The 20,303-nt window shown below is 68.7% G+C and carries 13 protein-coding genes; 9 read left to right on the top strand and 4 right to left on the bottom strand.

The genetic code is table 11. The features are described from left to right. Positions 1-35: 35 nt before the first annotated feature. The 4 genes from AC0LPE_RS11375 (at position 36) to AC0LPE_RS11360 (ending at position 8,293) form a co-directional block, all read left to right on the top strand. Complete coding sequence (locus AC0LPE_RS11375; protein ID WP_072740516.1) at positions 36-1,526, top strand: TIGR02677 family protein; 1,491 nt, start codon at positions 36-38, stop codon at positions 1,524-1,526. Next, positions 1,523-2,917 carry a TIGR02678 family protein gene (locus tag AC0LPE_RS11370; RefSeq protein ID WP_490606232.1) on the top strand — a complete coding sequence of 465 codons (1,395 nt, stop codon included), beginning with the start codon at positions 1,523-1,525 and terminating at the stop codon, positions 2,915-2,917. Before AC0LPE_RS11375 ends, AC0LPE_RS11370 begins: the two co-directional genes overlap by 4 nt. Continuing rightward, a complete protein-coding gene (locus tag AC0LPE_RS11365) occupies positions 2,914-7,068 on the top strand; it encodes a TIGR02680 family protein (RefSeq protein WP_490606231.1) in 4,155 nt (1,384 codons plus the stop codon). Before AC0LPE_RS11370 ends, AC0LPE_RS11365 begins: the two co-directional genes overlap by 4 nt. A gap of 76 nt (positions 7,069-7,144) precedes the next feature. Continuing rightward, positions 7,145-8,293: a glycoside hydrolase 5 family protein gene (locus AC0LPE_RS11360; RefSeq protein ID WP_490606230.1), complete on the top strand. Its 1,149-nt coding sequence runs from the start codon at positions 7,145-7,147 to the stop codon at positions 8,291-8,293. A gap of 24 nt (positions 8,294-8,317) precedes the next feature. On the opposite strand, the gene AC0LPE_RS11355 is transcribed toward AC0LPE_RS11360, so the two are convergent. Together AC0LPE_RS11355 and AC0LPE_RS11350 are read right to left on the bottom strand one after the other, a co-directional pair. Continuing rightward, entirely contained in the window at positions 8,318-8,713 is a 396-nt protein-coding gene (locus AC0LPE_RS11355; protein WP_475862627.1) for a tautomerase family protein, read from the bottom strand. Positions 8,714-8,763: 50 nt separating this feature from the next. After that, positions 8,764-10,167, bottom strand: a complete 1,404-nt coding sequence (locus AC0LPE_RS11350) for an FAD-dependent oxidoreductase (RefSeq protein ID WP_490606229.1) — start codon at positions 10,165-10,167, stop codon at positions 8,764-8,766. Between the two features lie 121 nt (positions 10,168-10,288). Here AC0LPE_RS11350 and AC0LPE_RS11345 point away from each other — a divergent pair, with 121 nt between their 5' ends. The 3 genes from AC0LPE_RS11345 (at position 10,289) to AC0LPE_RS11335 (ending at position 12,807) form a co-directional block, all read left to right on the top strand. Next, positions 10,289-11,542, top strand: a complete 1,254-nt coding sequence (locus AC0LPE_RS11345; RefSeq protein WP_490604568.1) for an IS256 family transposase — start codon at positions 10,289-10,291, stop codon at positions 11,540-11,542. 221 nt (positions 11,543-11,763) lie between these two features. Next, complete coding sequence (locus AC0LPE_RS11340; RefSeq protein ID WP_371053763.1) at positions 11,764-12,396, top strand: pyridoxamine 5'-phosphate oxidase family protein; 633 nt, start codon at positions 11,764-11,766, stop codon at positions 12,394-12,396. A gap of 114 nt (positions 12,397-12,510) precedes the next feature. Beyond that, positions 12,511-12,807, top strand: coding sequence for a type II toxin-antitoxin system Phd/YefM family antitoxin (locus tag AC0LPE_RS11335; protein WP_242496712.1), 297 nt, complete (start codon positions 12,511-12,513; stop codon positions 12,805-12,807). Between the two features lie 224 nt (positions 12,808-13,031). Here AC0LPE_RS11335 and AC0LPE_RS11330 read toward each other — a convergent pair whose 3' ends face one another. Next, on the bottom strand, positions 13,032-14,540 hold the full coding sequence (locus AC0LPE_RS11330; protein ID WP_490606228.1) for a protein adenylyltransferase SelO: 1,509 nt from the start codon (positions 14,538-14,540) through the stop codon (positions 13,032-13,034). Positions 14,541-14,557: 17 nt separating this feature from the next. Between AC0LPE_RS11330 and AC0LPE_RS11325 the strand changes: the two genes are divergently transcribed. Together AC0LPE_RS11325 and AC0LPE_RS11320 are read left to right on the top strand one after the other, a co-directional pair. Then, on the top strand, positions 14,558-15,304 hold the full coding sequence (locus AC0LPE_RS11325) for a Mur ligase domain-containing protein (RefSeq protein ID WP_490606227.1): 747 nt from the start codon (positions 14,558-14,560) through the stop codon (positions 15,302-15,304). 485 nt (positions 15,305-15,789) lie between these two features. Beyond that, positions 15,790-19,008, top strand: a complete 3,219-nt coding sequence (locus AC0LPE_RS11320) for a DEAD/DEAH box helicase (RefSeq protein WP_490606226.1) — start codon at positions 15,790-15,792, stop codon at positions 19,006-19,008. A gap of 52 nt (positions 19,009-19,060) precedes the next feature. On the opposite strand, the gene mshC is transcribed toward AC0LPE_RS11320, so the two are convergent. Then, positions 19,061-20,302 carry a cysteine--1-D-myo-inosityl 2-amino-2-deoxy-alpha-D-glucopyranoside ligase gene (gene mshC / locus AC0LPE_RS11315; protein WP_490606225.1) on the bottom strand — a complete coding sequence of 414 codons (1,242 nt, stop codon included), beginning with the start codon at positions 20,300-20,302 and terminating at the stop codon, positions 19,061-19,063. Position 20,303 lies beyond the last annotated feature (1 nt).

Genomic DNA, 20,303 nt, shown 5'->3' with positions numbered 1-20,303 from the left:
CGGTGAGTGAATCAGGCCGAGCGCGGTTCGGCGCGATGGAGGACGCGTTGGTGCGGGACGACCGCCTGCGCCTCTTCTCGTTCGCAACGGCCGAGAAAAGGGTGCACTACCTGTGGGTTCTGCGCGCATTCGATCATGCGCGCGGCAACTACTCGGTGCTGCTGCACGCCGGCGACGTCGAGAACGTCCTCACTCGGCTGCCCGGCGCGAACGGCGACGACGTGCCCGATTCCTCCGAGATCCCGGCCCTGCTCGAGCAGCTGCACGCGTGGGGTGTGCTCGAACGCAGCTACGACGGATCCCGGGCGGCGACGCTCGCCGAGTACCGCAACCGGCACTACGTCTACCAGTTCGGGCAGGCCGGTTACCGGGTGTTCCGCGCCGTGGAGGACGTGCTGTCCTCCCGTGGGGAGGACGTCTCGCTGTCGCGTCTGGCCCTCCCCGATCTGCTCGCCGACCTGAACGATCTCGCCGATGCGAACGCGGCCGGCGACGGCGAACTGGTCTACCGGAAGTTGAGTCGCCTCGACGCGACGCTGTCGGACATGGCCGAGCGCGCTGCCCGTTTCTATCTCGTCCTCGGCGAGCTGGTGCGCACCACCGAGGTCACCCCGGAGACCTTCCTCGCCCACAAGGACGCGCTCCTCACCCACATGCGTGAGTTCAGCACCGATCTGGCCCGCTACGCCCCGAAGCTTTCCGCGGCGCTCGACCGGGTGCAGGTCACCGGGGTTCAGAAGCTCACCGCGGCCGCGGCCCGGCACGACGAGCGGGTGCTGCTCTCGTTCGAGGAACGCGAAGCGGACTGGGCGCAGCGCTGGTGGGGCATCGAACACTGGTTCGTCGGGGTGGGCTCCGAACCGAGCGAATCCGAACGCCTGCGCGGCGCGACCATCAACGCGATCTCCGCGGTGCTCGGGCTGCTGCGCCGGCTCACCGAGCAGCGTCGTGGGGGTGTCAGCCGCGAGTCGCAGCTGCGGCATCTCGCGGGATGGTTCGCTGCCGCGCCGTCCGAGGAGGCCGCGCACGCGCTGTTCGATGCGGTGTTCGACCTGGGCCGGCCCCGACACTTCTCCGTCGCCCATCCCGATGCCGACATCGTGCCGGTCACCCGGTCGTGGTGGGACGCGCCTCCCGTGGAGATCGCCCGCACCCTCGCCGAGACCGGCCGGCGCCCCGCAGCGGGAGCGCCGGGACGGATCCAGCGCAACGACGCCGGAGTACGGCGGCTGCGCGAGGCGCAGCTCGAGAAGCAGCGTCGCCGGGCCGAAGCGGCGCGCTCCCTCGCCGCCGGAGGTGTGCGCGAACGGAAGCTGAGCGAACCGGAAGCCGAGGTGCTGTTGAGCCTGCTCGACGCCGCACTGTCGGCCCGGGTGCCCGTGAGCGGGCGGGTGCGCAGCGACGATGCCTCCTCCGGTACGCAGAACGGCGTCAAGCTCACCCTCCGACCGAGCGGCGAGTCGACGGTGGTGCACACCGCGCGCGGGCGCCTGTATCTCGACGGTCTGTCGGTGGAGGTGCGATGAGGGCCCGTTCGATTCCGTCCGTCGAACTGGATTCGTATCAGCGCGCCGCGCGGCTGGTGCTCACCCACCATCTCGTCACCACGACCTTCCCCGACCGGTCGGCGCTGGCGACGGTGCGCCGCTGGGCCACCGAGCTGCGCGAGGATCTGCTCGCCACCTTCGGATACCGGCTCGAGGTCACCGAGACCACCGCGCGGCTGTTCACCGTCGCCGATCGCCTCGACGCGGGGGCAGGCACGTCGACGCACACCGGCCGGCCGTTCGACCGGCGCCGTTACGCCTATCTCGCGTTGGCAATCGCCGCGCTCGGTCGCGGCGCCGGGCAGATCACGCTGTCCGAACTCGCCGAGCACGTCGCCTCCGAGGCGAGCCGGGTGGACGGTGTCGAACTCGACACCGAACGTGCCGCCGACCGCGATGCCTTCGTCGATGCCGTGACCTGGCTCGGCGTGCGCGGCGCGATCACCCTCGCCGACGGTGATGCGGGCAGGTGGGCGAGCGATCCCGACAACGGTGAGGCGCTCTACGACGTCGATCGTGCGGTCGTGCACGCCCTGTTCCGGCCACCGCGGGCGTTGCAGCACCTCGAATCGGTGCGCGGTCTGCTCGGCAATGCCGGTGCCCCGCACTCGGATACGGCGGAGGTCCGGCGGCGGGTGCGCCGCGCACTGGTGCAGCGTCCCGTGGTGTACGCCGACGATCTCGACGACGACGAGGCGCTGCAGTTGGCGTTGCCGCGCACCACCGACGAGGTGGAACTGCTCACCGGCCTGGTCTGTGAGCGTCGCGCCGAAGGCGTTGCGCTGGTGGACACCTCGGGACGGTTGTCGGATATGCGGTTCCCGAACACGGGGACGGTCGCGCAGGTCGCGCTGCTGCTGGCCGGGGAGATGTGCGATCGCGTCCTCGATCCCGACGCCCCTGTCCCGCCCCGGATGCCGGTGCCCGCGCAGACGCAGGACGTCCTCGTCGCGGCGGTCGATTCCGCGATCCCGAGGTCGACGGTGTTCACCCCGCTCGCGGCGTCCGACACCCCGATGCCCGACGAGCAGGAGCAGGACGACGACGCTCGTGCCCCGCTCGAGCATCCCTTGCTCGAGGATTCGTGGCTGGCGGGCACGGTCGGTCGTCTCGTCGACATCTACGGCCGGACCTTCGCCGCGCAGTGGCAGGCCGACCCCGCGGGACTGGCCGAGGCCGCGGTGGACATGCTCGACAGACTGCGCCTGGTGGCCCGCGTACCGGGCGGAGTGTTGGTCCTGCCCGCCATCGCCCGCTTCCGCGGCGTGACGGTCAGTGTGCGCGAACGGGATCCGGAGATCGACCTGTTCCCCGAGACCACCCCACCGACAGTCCCCGCCCCCGATACGACCCCGACGGAGATCTCATGAGCAGCGCCCGATTCCGCCCCACGCGTGCCGGGATCATCAACCTGTGGGACTACCGCGACCAGGAGTTCTCGTTCGCCGACGGACGACTGGTGCTGCGCGGACCGAACGGGTCGGGCAAGACCAAGGCGCTCGAGGTGCTGTTCCCGTTCGTGCTCGACGGCCGGATCGAACCGCGACGTCTGAACCCGTTCGCCGGCGAGGAGCGCACCATGCGCTCGAACCTGCTGTACCGCGGCCAGGACAGCGCCCACTCGTACGTGTGGATGGAGTTCTGCCGCGGCCGCGCCGACGACCCGGAGGCCGTCACCGTCGGCATCGGGATGCGCGCCACCCGCGGCAACGACAAGGTCACCCGCTGGCATTTCGTCGTCGACGGCCGTGTGGGAGTCGACTTCTCGCTGCTCGACGACGAGGACCGACCGCTCACCCGCAAACAACTGGTCGATCAGATCGGAGCCGACGCGATCGCCGATCGTCCCGTCGACTACCGGGCCGCGATCGACGCGCGCATGTTCGGTCTGGGCGCGCAACGCTACGACCAGCTGATCAACCTGATCCTCACGCTGCGCCGCCCCCAGCTCGCCAAGAACCTCGACCCGAAGGGCCTGTCGCAGGCGCTGACCGACGGCCTTCGCCCCCTCGACGACGATCTCATCGTCGAGGCCGCCCGCTCGTTCTCCGCGATCGAGGAGGTCGAGCGCACCCTCGAATCCCTCGCCGCCGCCGACGATGCGGCGCAACAGTTCGTCAAGGTGTATTCGAAGTACATCCGTCAGCAGGCGCGCACCGCCGTCGACAAGGTCGCCACCCGTCTCGGAGTGGTGGACACCGCCGTCCGGTCGCTGCGCGAGGCGACCGAAGCCCGCACCGAGGCCGCCGCCGCCCGCGCGGCCTCCGAGGAACAGCTCCTGGTGGCCGAACGCGACCACGAACAGGCACGCACCACCCTCGAGGCACTGCACCGCTCCAGCGCCTACGAGGGCAAACAGCAGCTCGACGACCTCGCGTCCGCGGTGAAGAACCTCGAGCGCACCACCGCCGCACAGGCCGAGCAGGCGAACCGCGCCCAGGCCGTCGTAGCCGACCGGCTCCGCGACCACGACAGCGCCCGCGACGCGCTCGAGACGGCGACGGCGGCGCGTCGTCGCGCCGAGGACGGGCTGAGTGCGGCGGCCGAGGACGCCGGCATCACATGGACCGGTCTCGACGGCATCGAACGGACCGAGCAGCTCAACACCGCGATCGACGCACTCGCCGAGGAACGCGACGCCGACGTGCGCGCGGTGCGCAGCGCACTGTCCCAGCTCGACGGTGCGACCGCCGCGCGGTCACGGGCCGAGGCCGCCGCGGTGCGTGCCCGCGCGCAACGCGACACCGCCTCGGCCGCGGTGGAGGCCGCCGAGACCATGGTCGAGCTGTCCCGCAGCGAGGTCGCCGCCGAGCTGGGCCGGTGGTGGTCCGATCGCGCCGAGACCTTCGCGGCCGTGGGCCTGTCCACCCCGGTCTTCGAGGCGCTCGACACCGCCTTCGGCACCGTCGGTCAGGACGATGCCCCGTCCCCCGCGGCGGTGTTCGCCGAGCACACCGGGCCCGTGCTCGACGACCTGCGGTTCCGGCGTCGCGTGTGCGGCTCTGAGATCGAGTCGCTCGGCACCCGCATCGCCGAACTCGAGACCGAACGCACCGCCGTCGCGGCCGAACGCGACGACGCTCCCCCGGCGTTCCCTTCCCGCACCGGCAGCCGCGACGATCTCGTCGGCGCCCCGCTGTGGCAGCTCGTCCGGTTCCGCGACGATGTGTCGACGCAGGACGCTGCCGGTATCGAAGCGGCGCTGCAGGCCGCGAACCTGCTCGACGGGTGGATCACCGACGGCGACCTGCCGGACATCGAGTCGGAGCAGTTACTGGTGCCGTTGGCGCCCGAGCACCGCCCCAGCGGTCTCACCCTCGCCGACGTACTCGTTCCCGAACCCGACACGGCCGTCCCCGAGGAACGGATCGCCGCGGTGCTGTCGTCGATCGCGTGGACCACCGATCCCGGTCCGGACGCGCGAGTGTCGGTCGATGCGCACGGCGGGTTCCGGCAGGGAGTGCAGCTCGGTCGCCACGTCAAGGAGCAGGCCGAGTTCATCGGAGCCACCGCCCGCGCCCGGCGTCGGCAGCGTCGCATCGTCGAACTCGAGACCACCATCGCCGAATGCCGCGCCGACGTGGAGGCGCAGCGCGAGCAGGACCGCGAGATCGGCCACCGGCTCACCGCACTCGACGAGGCCGTGAAGTCGTTGCCGCGCACCGGATCCGTGCTCGCGGCGCTGCGCAAGGTCACCGAATGCGCCGGCGCGTTGCGGACCGCATCCGAATCCGCAGCCGCCGCCGATCGCGACCTGGACCAGGCGATCGCCGCGGTCGCCACCAAGGAACAGCACTTGCGGTCGACGGCCGGCCGGCACCGAGCGCCGCTCACCGCGACGGAACTCGACAGTCTCGACGCAGCCGTGCGGCACTTCCGTTCCCAGGGCCAGGCCCTGCAGCGCGCCCTGCGTGAGCAGGTCACCTGGGGTGATCGACTCCGCGACACCGAAGTTCGGCTCGACGAGGCGCGGGTCTCCGCCGAGAACGCGGCCGAGCTCGCGGCGGAGAACGCCGAGACGCTGGCCAACGAGCAGCAGAAGCTCGAGACGCTGCGCGAGTCGATCGGGGCGAGCGCCGACCGGATCGATGCCCAGCTCGACGAGGCCCGACGCCGGATCGAGACTGCGAAGACCGCCGAGCGAACCGCGCGTAAGGCCCACGAGTCGGCGCTCGAGCGGATCGGCAAGGCAGAGGCCGCCCACACGGGCGCCGAGCAGACACTGCGGTCGGCGCTCACCGAGGCCCGCGCCGACGCCGACGCCCTGGCACCCTTCGCCCGGCGCGACCTGCTGACCCTGCTCGGCGTGGAGAGCGAGCACGTGTGGCCGTCCAGCGCCGCCGCGTGGCTCGATGCCGATCAGCTGGCCTACCGGATCCGACAGTCCCCCGACGACACGGTCGATGTGCTGCCCACCGAGGTCCTCTCGTTGTTCCGGGCACTCGACGCCGCCACCGAATCGGTCACGGCCTCCGAGTCGACCCGCAAGTCCACCGCTTCGGCACTGACCTCCGCACTGCAGGAGTTCGACGCCGAACTCGCCCGAGGCCGCGACTACCGGCTGCACTGGGACGCCGCCGACGGCATTACCGTCGTGCAGGTACAGGACGAACAGGGTTACACGTCCGTCGCGGCGTTCGCGCAGCGCATCGCCCGGGCGCGGCAGGAACAGGAAACCCTGCTCACCGACTCCGAACGACGGATCCTCGAGGACGCGCTGCTCACCGGTCTCGCGCAGCAGATCCACGAGCGCACCGTCGACGCCCGCGACCTCATCGCCCGGATGGGCACCGAGATGCGGCAACGGCACATGTCTTCGGGCAACACCATCGGGGTGCACTGGGTGCTCGCCGACCATCTCGACGAGCCGGCCCGCGCGGTGTGCAAGCTCCTCGACCGCGACGCGTCGATGCTGGCGCCGGAGGACCTCGCGGGGATCCGCGCGCATTTCGCGTCGCGGATCCGCGCGGAGCGGGCCGCGCATCCGGAACGGTCGTACCCTGAGATCCTCGCCGCCACGCTGGATTACCGCCGGTGGCGGGTGTTCTCGTTCAGTCTCGTCGGTGCGGACGGCAGTGAGGACCGCCTCACCCCGGCCCGGCACTCGGCGCTGTCCGGTGGCGAGCAGTCCGTCTCCCTGCACCTGCCGTTGTTCGCCGCGGCGCACGTGATGCTCGATTCCGCCGACCCGCATGCGCCGCGTCTGCTCGCCCTGGACGAGGCCTTCGCCGGTGTGGATGACACCGGTCGCAGCGAATTGCTCGGTCTGTCCGTGCAATTCGACCTCGACCTGTTCATGACCGGTTTCGACCTGTGGATCACCTATGCCGGCGTGCCGGGTTGCGCGCACTACGATCTGTCGCATTCGGTGGCCGAGCACACCGTCGCCACGACGCTGCTGGTGTGGTCGGGTGGCGAACTGCTCGCCGAGCACGACGGGTCGGATCTGGAGAGCGCGCTCGGATCCCCGCGCACCCGACGGGTCACACGCCCGGTGGAGGGAGCCCTCGAGTTCGCCTGATCGTGACGACGGTCACTGCGGCGTGTTCCTCCTCGATCGGGGCTCTCACCTGTGCCGCGGACCTACGATCCGGAAGATGACGAGGCTTCGGGTATCCAGACTCATCGTCGGCGCCGCGACCGTGGTCGGGCTGCTGCTGGGCACGAGCCCCGCGGCAGCGGCACCGGCGCCCGGCGCGCGGGTGACCGCGTCGCCGGACGGTTTCGCGCTCGACGGTCGGGCCTGGTGGCCCACCGGGTTCAACGCCTACCAGCTCGCCACCGACTGGTCGGTGAACTGGGGATGCGGAGCGATGGTCGACCTCGACGCCTATTTCGGTGCGCTGCCCCCGAATTCGCTCACCCGCTTCAACCTCTTCCAGGCGCTGGCCGTCAACCGGTTCACCGGGCAACTCGACTTCGGACCGATGGACGCGGTCTTCGCGGCGGCCGAAGCGCACGATCAGATGCTGCTGCCTGTCCTGGCACCTCAGGACGGTGCGTGTGAGGACGAGGTCTTCAAGGACCGGCAGTGGTACGTCGACGGCTGGACCGAGTTCACCCCGGGCCACGAGCGGGTGGTGATGAGCTACCGGGACTGGATGCACACTGCCGTCGCCCGCTACCGGGATTCCCCCTCCCTCGCGGCGTGGGAGCTCGTCGGCGAGCCGGAGACGAGTTCCTGCACCGACGCCGCGTGCTATTGGTGGACCCGGTCGTGCGAGCCCGGGGCCGCCCAGGTGCTGCGCGACTTCTTCGATACAGCCGGTGCCGAACTGCGCGCCGTCGACCCCCGCACCCTGATCACCGCGGGCTACACCGGGGGCGGTCAGTGCGGCACCCAGGGCGACGAGTACCAGTTCGTCAGCGCCTCCTCCTATGTCGATGCCGTGCAGTACCACGACTACGGCGCCGACGGCGTGCCGTTGCCCGGCGATCAGTGGAACGGCCTTGCCCGGCGGGTCGCGCAGGCCGCAGCCGTCGGAAAGCCGTTGCTCGTGGCGGAGATCGGTGAGCGCGCCGGATCGTGCGGGTCGCTCGGTGACCGCGCCGATCACATCACCACGAAGATCGAGGGTCAACGCGCCGCCGGCACCGCGGGTGCACTGCTGTGGGCGTTCGTACCCGACCCACGCGAGTCCGACTGCACCTTCGACATCGGGTTCGACGATCCCCTCTGGGATGTGGTCGACAACTTCGGCTTCCTGGAACCCTCCACCGCCTCGAACCCGCAGTTCTTCCCATAGATCGACGCGGGGAGGGTGCAGTCCTCACACGTCGACGGTGAAACCGAGATCCACGTCGCACGCAGCCTGCCCGCCGCGAATTCCCCAACTCGCGGCGGGGATGTCCCGGACGATAACCGTGACGTGGTCGGCGGGGATCCCCAGAACTTCGAGCCGCTCGGTGATCTCACGGTAGAGGCGCCGCTTCGCGTCCACGCTGCGCCCCGCGAAGCAGTCGACGATCACCAGGGTGTAGAGCTCGGGTGATCTCAGGGTCGGCGGCACCGCGAATCGTTCCGGTTCGTGCACCACGAGCCGGATGTGCTTGTCTATTTCCGGAATCCGGAAGGCCGCGACGAGCGCGTGGTGGACGGCGTCGATGATGCCGGTCTCGATGTCGCGGTCGTGACGGTTGCGAACCTCGATGAGGGTGCTGGGCATCCGACACTTCTACCGGCCCGAGGACCGCTGCGCAATGAGCGGTGGAGAATTCATCTGCGGGCGGTGAGGAAACCCTTCCGCCTCTCGTTGGGGATCGCCGCCGGTGCGCCGTCGGTTGTCCGGTGACGTCGAAGGTTGCCCGCGCACACCCGTCCCACGAGCGCAGGGTGGAACAGACAGCTCGGCGGATCCATCAGGCTGCTGACCCGCAGGACTCGGTCGACGACCACGGGATCGTTCTCGGCAGCGGCCAGGACACGCGCCACATACGCGTTGCCGAGTCGGGTCTGCACGCTGCGTGAACCTTCGACCTCGGGCAGCGCCAGATCCGCGCCGACCGCGAGCTGCCACGCGGCGCCGATGGGTTTCCTCGCGGCCCGGAAGAATCTGCGGGACAGGTCGTCCTCACCGCGCCGCAGGCAGTCCCGCAGCGACATCGCTTCGACGGCGGCTACCGTCATGCCCTGACCATAGACCGGATTGAAGCTGCAGATCGCATCGCCGAAGACCAGCAGTCCATCCGGGAAACGGTGCATCCGCTCATAGTGTCGCCATTGGCTGGACGGGAACTTGTGCTGTGCCAGCTCACCGAGGGGTTCGGCGGTACGGAGCGCGGCCACGACATGCTCGGGCGCGTACGCCTCCACGGCGGAGATCATGCCGTCCAGGCGCGGTGGCGGTTCACGACCAGCCATGGCGGCGACCGTGAACAGCCACGTGTCGTGCTCGTAGCCGAACAGCGCCATGCCCGCGGGGCGACCCGGCACGGCGCCGATCAACACCATCTTCTCCATCGGTGTGCCCGGCGCGAGTCGCAACAGCTGGCTGCGATACACGACGTGGACGACGACATGCTCCTCGACCGGTCGCCCGTAACCGAGTTTCTCGAGACCCGCCGGGGTGCGGGCTCCGCGCCCCATCGCGTCGACCACCAGATCCGCCGTCAGGCTCCGAACACCCTCGCGGCTGCCCACCTGCACTCCGGTGATCCGGCGGCGGTCGGGTGTCGTCGTCAGGTCGCCGACGTTGTGCCCGTCGAGGAGAGTGATGTTCGGGATGGCGCGCACGCGCCGCCGGACATGATGTTCGAGCAGCGGCCTGCTCGGCACGTAGGTGGCTCGGTGGTCGCGGAAGCGACCCGACGGCGCCAGCCGGTGGCCACCGAGGACGAAGTGCATCTCCGACAGGTCGCCGTCGGCGATCACCGGTGCGCCGTCGGCGATCAGTTCGTCGAGGATACCCGGGAACAATTCGTCCATGGACCGGGCGCCGCGGGCGAGAAGCCCGTGTCCGTGCCGCCCCTGCGGTACCCCGTGGCGGTTCTCCGCACCGGTCGGGAGGACGTCGCGTTCGACGACCGTCACCGCGCGGTACGAGTCGGCCAGTGCACGGGCCGCGAGCAGACCGCCGACGCTCGCGCCCAGAACGATTGCATGGTCACAGTAGTGCCCCATAGAGTGGTGTAACCCGGTGACCAGCAACACAACCGGCAGCGTGTCGCTGCTGGACGTGAAACGGTCACCGCGTGATCCTTCGAGTCAACCTTCCACAGAATCCTCGAACGGAGTCATCACGATGACCGCACCCCACATTGTCGACCCTGCAGGCGTATTGCACCAAGCCCTGACCGACGCGTCGCCCGATCTGATGCGCGAACTGCTGCAAACCATGATCAACGCCCTGCTGTCCGCCGAGGCCGACGCGGTCTGCGGCGCCGAATGGGGCCGACAGTCCACCGAACGAGTCAATCAGCGCAACGGATACCGGCACCGTCCCCTCGACACCCGCGTCGGCACCATCGACGTCGCCGTCCCCAAACTCCGATCCGGAACGTATTTCCCCGAATGGCTCCTCGAACGCCGTAAACGCGCCGAGGCGGCATTGATCACCGTGGTCGCCGACTGCTACCTGGCCGGGGTCTCCACCCGCCGGATGGACAAGCTGGTCAAAACCCTCGGCATCAACGCACTGTCGAAATCCCAGGTCTCACGCATGGCCGAGGACCTCGACGAGCAGGTTGCCGCATTCCGGCAACGCCGCCTCGATCACGCGGGCCCGTTCACGTTCGTCGCCGCCGACGCATTGACGATGAAAGTCCGCGAGAACAAGCAGGTCGTGAATGCAGTCGCGATGGTCGCCACCGGAGTCAACGCCGACGGGCACCGCGAAGTGCTGGGCCTGCACGTGGCCACCAGCGAGACCGGTCCGGCATGGAACACCTTCTTCGCCGACCTGGTCGCCCGCGGTCTGAGCGGGGTCCGGTTGGTCACCTCCGATGCGCACCGTGGTCTGGTCGATGCGATCGCGGCGAACCTGCCCGGTGCTGCGTGGCAGCGGTGCCGGACCCACTACGCGGCGAACCTGATGGGTGTGTGTCCGAAGAGCATGTGGCCGGCGGTCAAGGCGATGTTGCATTCGGTCTACGACCAACCGACGGCCGATGCGGTCGATGCTCAGTTCGATCGTCTCGTCGAGTACACCGAGGACCGGCTCCCGGCGGTGGCTGAGCACCTGGGTAATGCTCGCCCGGATCTGTTGTCGTTCAGTGCTTTTCCGAAGGATGTGTGGACTCAGGTGTGGTCGAACAATCCGGCCGAGCGGCTCAATCGAGAAATCCGGCGTCGGACCGATGCGGTGGGGATCTTCCCGAACCGCGACGCGGTCGTCAGGCTGGTCGGTGCTGTTCTGGCTGAGCAGACCGATGAATGGGCGGAGGGTCGGCGGTATCTCGGGCTCGAGGTGCTGGCTCGTTGTCGTGCCGTTGGTGCGGAGCCGGAGTCCTGCGGGGAGGTGGTTACAGAGCCTGCCGCCGCGATTCCTGCTGCATAGTCAGGACAGGAGAAAGGATCACCGTCCTACACCACCTATCGGGGCTTGACCATGGTCACCGATCTTGTCCATCTCGTCATCTCCGTCGGCCGGTCGACTGTCGCGCACCTACGTGCCTGTACACGAAGTCTGGGGCGGCGATCGTCGACGGTCGCGAGTAGCGCACTACTCGATTCGGAATCCGGTTGCCCGGCCGCGGCGGCGCTGCTTCGATCGGAGCCATGAACAACCGCACACGTCTGACGCGCAAACCCGAACGCGGCACCGACGATCCCGCCGTCCTGCACCGCCTTCTCGACGAGGCCCGCATCGCGCACGTGGGATTCGTGCGTGACGGATCGCCCGTGGTGCTGCCGATGGCGATGGGACGCGACGGAGACCGGTTGCTGCTGCACGGTTCCACCGGCGCCGGGATGTTCCTCGCCGCCCGTGCCGGAATCGAGGTGTCCGTCGCGGTGACACACCTCGACGGACTCGTGTTCGCCCGGTCGGCCTTCGACCACAGCATGAACTACCGCAGTGCCGTGCTGTTCGGAGTGGCCACACCGGTCGTCCCGGACGAGAAGGAACGTGCGTTGAGGGTGGTGAGCGAACATCTGATGCCGGGACGCTGGGACGAGGTCCGGTCGCCGACCCCGAAGGAGCTGGCCGCCACCACCGTCCTGGAGGTGCCGCTCGCCGAGGTGAGCGTGAAGGTCCGGGCCGCCGGTCCGGGTGAGGATCGCGGGGACGGCGAGGACCACTCCGTGTGGGCGGGAGTGGTGCCCCTGCGTACCGTCGCCGACGATCCGATCCCGTCACCGATCACCGGTTCCGCGAGCGCACTACCACGTTCCGTGCGCGCACTCCTGTGATCTCGTTCGGAGTGTCCGCCGTGTCCACCCCCGATTCCGGCATCGGTGATGAAAGGATGCCCGGGTCGGGGGAACAGATCGGAGTCGCCGCGAGTGCCACCAACGTCCGTGTCCGTGAAAGCCGCACGCAAGCGGCTCGGTGAACTGGTCCGAGAGGTCAACGACGACACTGTCGCCGTCGAGATCGTCGGCAAACGTGGCACGGGCGTCCTGATCTCCCAGGACCGTTACGCGGCGCTGCAGGAGGCGACCTTCCTGCTGCGCTCCCCCGAACTGATGGACAGCCTCCGCCGCGAGATGCAGCGGGCGCTGCTCGAGGACGCCGAGCCGGCGGACGAACCGCCGCTACGATCCGCTCGCCGGCGCACGAAGAACAAGAAGAAGCGGAAGAAGCGCCATCGTTCTCGCTGAGCGCCGACCTGCCGGAGCGTCGTCGGTCCGTCGTCCACAACAGTTCGGGCCGGATCGACCCATCCCGTACGTCTGCACACCGTCACCGTCCCCGTCCCCGTCACCGTCATCGTCATCGTCACCGACGACCACGGCCCGCCCGGCACCCGACTCGTCCAGGGCCGGCCGAGACGGCCGACTCCCCGAGAGCGCCTGATCGAGCAGAGGTGCGCGGGATCGGACGGTCAGGTGCCGCAGAAGGTCCGGAAGGACTCGGCGAACGAACGTGGTGCCGGCAAGGCGTATTCGGCCCACTCGGCACGCATCTCGAAGGGATGCGTCACCACGTCGAGCAGTGTCGCGAACGGCGCGAGGTCACCGGCCGTCGCGGCCTTCAGAGCTGAATCGACGTGATGATTACGGGGGATGTACAGCGGGTTCACCCGGTCCATCGCCTCGGCCCGCTCTTTCGCCCCACGGTTGTCGCTCGTCGCGGCGGCGTGCCAGCGTTCGAGCCAGGGCGCTGTGCGCTCGCGCGGCACGAGCATGTCCAGGGATGCCGGATCTCCTCGCAGTTCGCCGGCGAGGGCACGGAAGGTCGCGGTCCAGTCGGCGCCGTGCTCTTCCAGCAGGGCCAGCAGATCGTCGACCGAGACCCGGTCGAGCGCGTCCTCGGAGAGGCCGAGCTTCGCCGCCATACCGACCCGGTAATGGTGCTCGTAGCGCACGTCGAAACTGTCGAGAACCGCGGTGACGGCGCCGATCGCCGCGTCCGGGGTGGAATCGACCAATGTGAGCAGGGTTTCGGCGAGACGTGCCAGATTCCACTTCAGGACGGCAGGCTGGTTGCCGAAGGCGTAGCGCCCACTGTGGTCGATGGAACTGAACACTGCGGCCGGATCGAAGGCGTCGACGAAGGCACACGGACCGTAGTCGATGGTCTCTCCCGAGATGGTGGTGTTGTCGGTGTTCATCACGCCGTGGACGAAACCGACGAGCATCCACTGCGCGACCAACGCCGCCTGGGCCTCGACCACGGCGGCGAAGAAGCCCAGGTAGCGGTTGTCCTCGCCGGTCTCCGGCCGGTCGAGCAGGTGCGGATAGTGCCGGGCGATCGCGTGGTCGGCAAGCGAGCGCACGATCTCGCCCCGTCGCACCGCGAACTCGAAGGTCCCCACCCGCAGGTGACTGGACGCGACCCGGGCCAGCACCGCTCCGGGCTCGACACCCTCGCGGTACACCGACCGGCCGGTCGCCACCACCGACAACGAACGGGTGGTCGGGATACCGAGCGCGTGCATGGCCTCGCTCACGAGATATTCGCGCAGCATCGGCCCGACAACCGCGAAACCGTCCCCGCCCCTGGAGAACGGCGTAGGGCCCGAACCCTTGAGATGCAGGTCGGCACGTCGGCCGTCCCCGTCGACGAGTTCGCCGAGCAGCAACGCGCGACCGTCGCCGAGCAGCGGGGCGTATCCGCCGAACTGGTGACCGGCATACGCCATCGCGACAGGCTTGGCGCCGACCGGCACCGCCGAGCCTGCCAATACGGCTACCCCGTCGGCGCTGCGCAGGGCCGCCACGTCCAGGCCCAGTGACACCGCGAGCTCCTCGTTGAGCGCGAGGAGTTCGGGCTCGGGCGCCTCGGTGCCCTGCCACGGCACCGACAAGCCACTCAACTCGTCGGCGAAGGAACTACCGAGACCGGATATCGTGGTGTTCGTGCCGACGGGGAAATCCGGAATCGCAGTCATCCCTCGAGGGTAACCGTGTGACTCCGCCGCCTGTCGCGGGCGAATGGAACGCCGGTGCACCCCGGTCACCGGCGGCGCATCATTTCGCCCCGGACCGGGTATCCGCCCCCGTGCATCCCGACCCGGACGATCCTGGCCGCCCCTCCCGGCAGATCCGGATCCGCGACGTCGCCGAGCACCTCCGCGATGTCCTGCGAGTCGGGCCGCCGGACGGTCACGACCGCGTGATCACCGGGATCAGCGACGATTCCCGGACGGTGCAGCCGGGCGATCTGTACGTAGCGTTGCCCGGGCATCACGTCCACGGCCTGGACTTCGCGGCCGAAGCCGGCTCCCGCGGTGCGGTCGCGGGGCTCAGCGACCGGCCGTCGCATCTGCTGCCGACGTTCGTCGTCGATCGGCCTCGCGACGTGGTCGGTCCGCTGGCGTCGTGGATCCTGGGTCATCCCTCCCACGACCTGCAGGTCCACGGCATCACCGGCACCAACGGCAAGACGAGCGCGACCTATCTCCTCGACACCGCGCTCTCCGCGAACGGTGTCGTGACGGGCATGATCGGCGGTGTCGTCGTCCGCGGTCCCACCGGGGTTCGGGCCGCAACCCGCACGACCCCCGAAGCCGCGGTAATACTTCAGCTCGATCAAGTACTAGAGTGTCGCGAGCGAGGACCAGCAGGTCCACCTCGTGCCAGCGGCCGCGGTTGTCGCGGAACTCGAAGTTCGACCACGCCCGGAACGGCGGGGCGTCGGGAAGGATCTCCTTGATCCGTTCGAGCCCCTCGCGTTCGTGGTCGAACGGGGAAGGGCTGACCTCGACCCACCGGTCACTGTGCACCGGGCTCCCCCTCTTCCATCCGATCGTTCACGTCCGTCACAACTTACCCGGACGGGTCATCCTGCTCAGGATCGGCAACACGGGCCCAGGCGTTACGGTCGGATTCGAGGGCGGTCGACGATAGGTGTAGTCGTCCCGGGCGCCGGACGATGCCGTGGCCGAGCCGGTGCCGTTCACCACGGCAATGGATCAGGTGAGTCCGATTCCCGTGCTTCGGCATCCGGGACGCTTGCGGCGGTGACCGACCCGGATACAGCGCTGCGGCGACCAGCGGGTGCAGGCGGTCGAGGTCGAATCCCGCTGCGGCACAGGCGACACGCCAGTCACCTGCACGACGCCGGTCGGGCGCGGCCTCGATCAGGACGGCGGCACGGCGAACTCGCGCACGCGACGTGGGGGCATAGACTGCTCACCCATGTCCGGCCATCCCGCATTCGCGCATCTCGTCCAGTCCTTGATCGCCGCGGTGGGCCGATCCACCTTCGACCGCGGCGTGCGCTACGCCGAGCAGGGCGCGGTCGTCGACTGCGGATTCGACGAGGACAATCTCGTCGGTCTCGGACGCATCTCCGGCACACGAATGTACGAGACTGTCGTTCAGCTCCACCCCGGACCGCGGGGACTCGAGTTCGAGTACGGCGAGTGTTCGTGCCCGGTCGGCTACGACTGCAAGCACACCGTGGCGCTTCTACTCACACTGCTCACCCCGCAGGAGGACATGCCTTCTCCCACTCCCTCGTGGGAGGCACCGTTCGAAGCGATGTTCGAGGACCACGACACCGGCAGCGGAACGCCGCTCGCACTGCAACTGGCGTTGACACAACGCGCCCACACTCCTGCACCGGCACTCACCGCACGGGTGCTGCGACCCGGCCGCACCGGGTGGGTGTCCGGCAACATCTCGTGGCAGAACCTGGCCTACACCTACGACGTGAACGAGCAACATCGGCAGTTGCTGCTCGAGTTCGCAGCGCTGGTACACGCCTCGACACGGAGTTACTACAGTTCCGCCCAGACCACCCTCGATCTGTCGGCGGTGTCGCCGCGACTGTGGTCGCTGCTCGACGATGCCCACCGCCTCGGGATCGAGCTGCGCTACGCGAAGAAGAAGCACGGTGCGGTGCCGCCGCCAGGCACCGCCGATGTGCATGTCGACGTCGCCGATTCGGGTGACGGCCTGACCGTCACCCCAGCCCTGCACATCGGCGACGATTCGACCGGGACCGCCGTCGCGTTCATCGGCACCCCCGCCCACGGCGTCGTCTACCTCCCTTCAGGGGATCACGACGGCGGCGCGCCGGCAGATCTACCGTTCCGTCTCGCGCAGCTCCGCAACCCCGTTGCCGCCGGCATGCAGCAACTGCTGCAGAGCAGCGGTGCGCTCACCGTGCCGGCAGATCAGGTGCCGCGGTTCGCGACCACCTACTACCCGCGCCTGCAACGAGCAGCGACCGTCACCTCCGCCGACGGCTCGTTCACAGCCCCGAGCGTCAGCGGGCCGACGCTCGTGCTGCACGTGACGTTCCATCCCCAGCATCGCGCCGATCTGCACTGGCAGTTCGTCTACACAGTCGGTGACGGCGAGTACACGGCCGAGCTGTACGAACGTCTCGGCGACACCGTCCGCGACCGCGACGCAGAGGACGCACTGCTCGCCGAGATCCGGCCGGTCGTCGCTCCGTTCGGCCTTGACAACTCCGTCGATGGGCGCCTGCTCTCGCATCTCACCTTCGCAGCACTCGATACGGCACGCCTGGTGTCCGATCTGCTGCCCCTACTGTCCGACCGCGACGACGTGCACGTGCGCGTCGACGGCACTCCCGCCGACTACCGTGACGTCGGCGACAGTCTGCGCATCGGACTGTCCACCGAGGCCACCGCCGACACCGACTGGTTCGACCTGAACATCACCATCGAGATCGAGGGTGAGACGATCCCGTTCTCCGAGGTGTTCACGGCGCTCAGTGAAGGCGCCTCGTATCTGATGCTGCCCGACGGTGCTTACCTGTCGCTGGACAAACCCGAATTGCAGCAGCTGCGCCGACTCGTCGACGAAGCCCGCGCGCTGCACGAAAACGACGATCCGGATCGATTGCAGCTGAGCCGATTCCAGGCCGGCATCTGGGAGGAATTGGCGGCACTCGGTGTCGTCGAGAAACAGGCCGCGGCCTGGAAGAAACAGGTGCAAGGACTTCTCGATGTGAAGGCGACAGCGAAGACCCGCGTACCGAAGGCATTACACGCAACACTGCGGCCGTACCAGCTCGACGGATTCCGGTGGTTGACGTTCCTGTGGACGCACGGACTCGGCGGAATCCTCGCCGACGACATGGGCCTCGGCAAGACCCTGCAGTCGCTTGCACTGATCTGCCACGCTCGCGCGAAGCGACCCGCGGATGCTCCGGTACTCATCGTCGCGCCGACATCGGTGGTTCCGAACTGGGCCACCGAAGCCCGGCGATTCGCACCGGACCTGAATGTCGTAGCGATCACCGAGACATCCGCCAAACGCGGTGTGTCGCTGGGTGATCTGTTCGACGGGATCGACGTCGTCGTCACGTCGTACACGCTGCTGCGCCTGGATATCGACGAGTATCTCGAACGGGCTTGGTCGATGCTGCTGCTCGACGAGGCACAGTTCGTCAAGAACCACCGGGCGAAGGCATATCAGTGCGTGCGGCAGATCGAGGCACCGCTGAAGGTCGCGATCACCGGAACTCCGATGGAAAACAACCTGATGGAGTTGTGGTCGCTGCTGTCGATCACCGCACCCGGCCTGTTCCCCCATCCGACGAAGTTCCAGGACTACTACCGCAAACCCATCGAAAGCGGCAGCCACCCCGAACTGCTGGTGCAGCTGCGGCAGCGCATCAAACCGCTGATGTTGCGTCGCACCAAGGAACAGGTCGCCACCGACCTGCCGGAGAAACAGGAGCAGGTACTCGAGGTGGAACTCACACCGAAACACCGTGCCGTCTACGACCGGCAGTTGCAGCGCGAGAGGCAGAAAATTCTCGGGCTCGTCGACGACCTCGACAACAACCGCTTCACGATCCTGCGGTCGCTGACCCTGCTGCGGCAGATGAGCCTCGATCCGGCCCTCGTCGACGACGCGCATAACAAGGCCGGCTCCGCAAAGATCGATGCGCTGCTCGAACAGCTCGACGACGTGATCGTCGGCGGGCACCGAGCATTGGTGTTCAGCCAGTTCACCGGGTTCCTCGACCGCGTCCGGGCACGGCTCGACGCCGCCGGAATCGACTACCTGTATCTGGACGGCAAGACCCGCAAACGCGGAAAAGTACTCGAGGAATTCAAGTCCGGAGCGGCACCGGTGTTTCTCATCAGCCTCAAGGCCGGCGGATTCGGCCTGAATCTGGTGGAAGCGGACTACTGTTTCCTGCTCGACCCATGGTGGAATCCCGCGACGGAGGCGCAGGCCGTCGACCGTACCCACCGCATCGGGCAGACCCGCAACGTCATGGTGTACCGGCTGATCGCCCGCGACACCATCGAAGCGAAGGTGCGGGCGCTGCAATTACGCAAGGCGGAGCTGTTCTCGTCGGTCGTCGACGACGGAGAGATGTTCTCGTCGGCCTTGACCGCCGACGACATCCGCGCCCTGCTGGCGTAGCTACGGTGCGTGGTCCTGGTGATGCCTGCTACCAACACCACGCACCGACGCGTCAGCGCAGGTTCACACCGAGCAGCGCGTCGACGGCGTCGGCGAACAGGCCCGGTGCGGCAGCGTCGTCGCCGCCACGCTCGACGGCGAAGGTCGCCCACCCGTCGAGGGCGTCGAGGGCCTTGGGGGTGTCGAGGTCGTCGGCGAGGTGCTGGCGCAGGCGCGCGACCACGTCCTCGGCCGACGCCGCCGACGGCAGCGCGGCCGCCTGCTTCCACAACGCCAGTCGCGCCTCGGCGGCGGCGAGGACCTCGGACGTCCACGGCCGGTCGACGCGGTAGTGCCCCGACAGCAGACCGAGGCGGATGGCGGCCGGATCGACGCCCTCACCGCGCAGTTTGGAGACGAACACCAGGTTGCCGCGCGACTTCGACATCTTCTCGCCGTCGAGGCCGATCATGCCGGTGTGCACGTAGTGCCGGGCGAAACGCCGGTCGCCGGTGACGGCTTCGGCGTGCGCGGCGGAGTACTCGTGGTGCGGGAAGATCAGGTCGCTGCCGCCACCCTGCACGTCGAAGCCGGAACCGATGCGGTTGAGGGCGATGGCCGCGCACTCGATGTGCCAGCCGGGGCGTCCGTCACCGAACGGCGACGGCCAGGCCGGTTCGCCGGGACGCTGCGCACGCCACAGCAGGGCGTCGAGCGGGTCGCGCTTGCCGGGACGTTCCGGGTCGCCGCCGCGCTCGGCGAAGAACCGCATCATCGTGTCGTGGTCGTAGCCGGACTCGTAGCCGAACTGCTCGGTGGCGTCGGTCCGGAAGTAGACATCCGGGTACTCGGCGTCGTCGACGATGTACGCGGCACCGGAGGCGACGAGCTTCTCGACGAGTTCGACGACCTCGTTCACCGATTCGACGGCGCCGATGTAGTCGCGCGGGGGCAGCACCCGCAGCGCCTCCATGTCCTCGCGGAACAGCGCGGTCTCGCGCATTCCGAGGACGACCCAGTCCTCACCGTCGCGCTCGGCGCGTTCGAACAGCGGGTCGTCGACATCGGTGACGTTCTGCACGTAGTGGACGTCGTGGCCGGCGTCGCGCCAGATGCGGTTGACCAGATCGAAGGTCAGGTAGGTGGCGGCGTGGCCGAGGTGCGTGGCGTCGTAGGGGGTGATGCCGCACACGTACATCGTTGCCGTGTCGCCCGGGGTGACCGGACGCACCGCTCGGTCCGCGGTGTCGAACAACCGCAACGGAGGCCCCTGACCGGGGACGGACGGGATCGCGACGTCGGACCAAGATTGCATG

This window comes from Rhodococcus sp. S3 (assembly GCF_058211795.1).
The sequence above is the reverse complement of the archived record's forward strand: the minus strand, read 5'-3'. Positions and strand labels throughout refer to the sequence as shown.

Bases quoted from the DNA above. Each gene is read 5' to 3' on its own strand.
- AC0LPE_RS11375 (WP_072740516.1), top strand. From the start codon at position 36: ATGGAGGACGCGTTGGTGCGGGACGACCGCCTGCGCCTCTTCTCGTTC.
- AC0LPE_RS11370 (WP_490606232.1), top strand. From the start codon at position 1,523: ATGAGGGCCCGTTCGATTCCGTCCGTCGAACTGGATTCGTATCAGCGC.
- AC0LPE_RS11365 (WP_490606231.1), top strand. From the start codon at position 2,914: ATGAGCAGCGCCCGATTCCGCCCCACGCGTGCCGGGATCATCAACCTG.
- AC0LPE_RS11360 (WP_490606230.1), top strand. From the start codon at position 7,145: ATGACGAGGCTTCGGGTATCCAGACTCATCGTCGGCGCCGCGACCGTG.
- AC0LPE_RS11355 (WP_475862627.1), bottom strand. From the start codon at position 8,713: ATGCCCAGCACCCTCATCGAGGTTCGCAACCGTCACGACCGCGACATC.
- AC0LPE_RS11350 (WP_490606229.1), bottom strand. From the start codon at position 10,167: ATGGGGCACTACTGTGACCATGCAATCGTTCTGGGCGCGAGCGTCGGC.
- AC0LPE_RS11345 (WP_490604568.1), top strand. From the start codon at position 10,289: ATGACCGCACCCCACATTGTCGACCCTGCAGGCGTATTGCACCAAGCC.
- AC0LPE_RS11340 (WP_371053763.1), top strand. From the start codon at position 11,764: ATGAACAACCGCACACGTCTGACGCGCAAACCCGAACGCGGCACCGAC.
- AC0LPE_RS11330 (WP_490606228.1), bottom strand. From the start codon at position 14,540: ATGACTGCGATTCCGGATTTCCCCGTCGGCACGAACACCACGATATCC.
- AC0LPE_RS11320 (WP_490606226.1), top strand. From the start codon at position 15,790: ATGTCCGGCCATCCCGCATTCGCGCATCTCGTCCAGTCCTTGATCGCC.
- mshC (WP_490606225.1), bottom strand. From the start codon at position 20,302: ATGCAATCTTGGTCCGACGTCGCGATCCCGTCCGTCCCCGGTCAGGGG.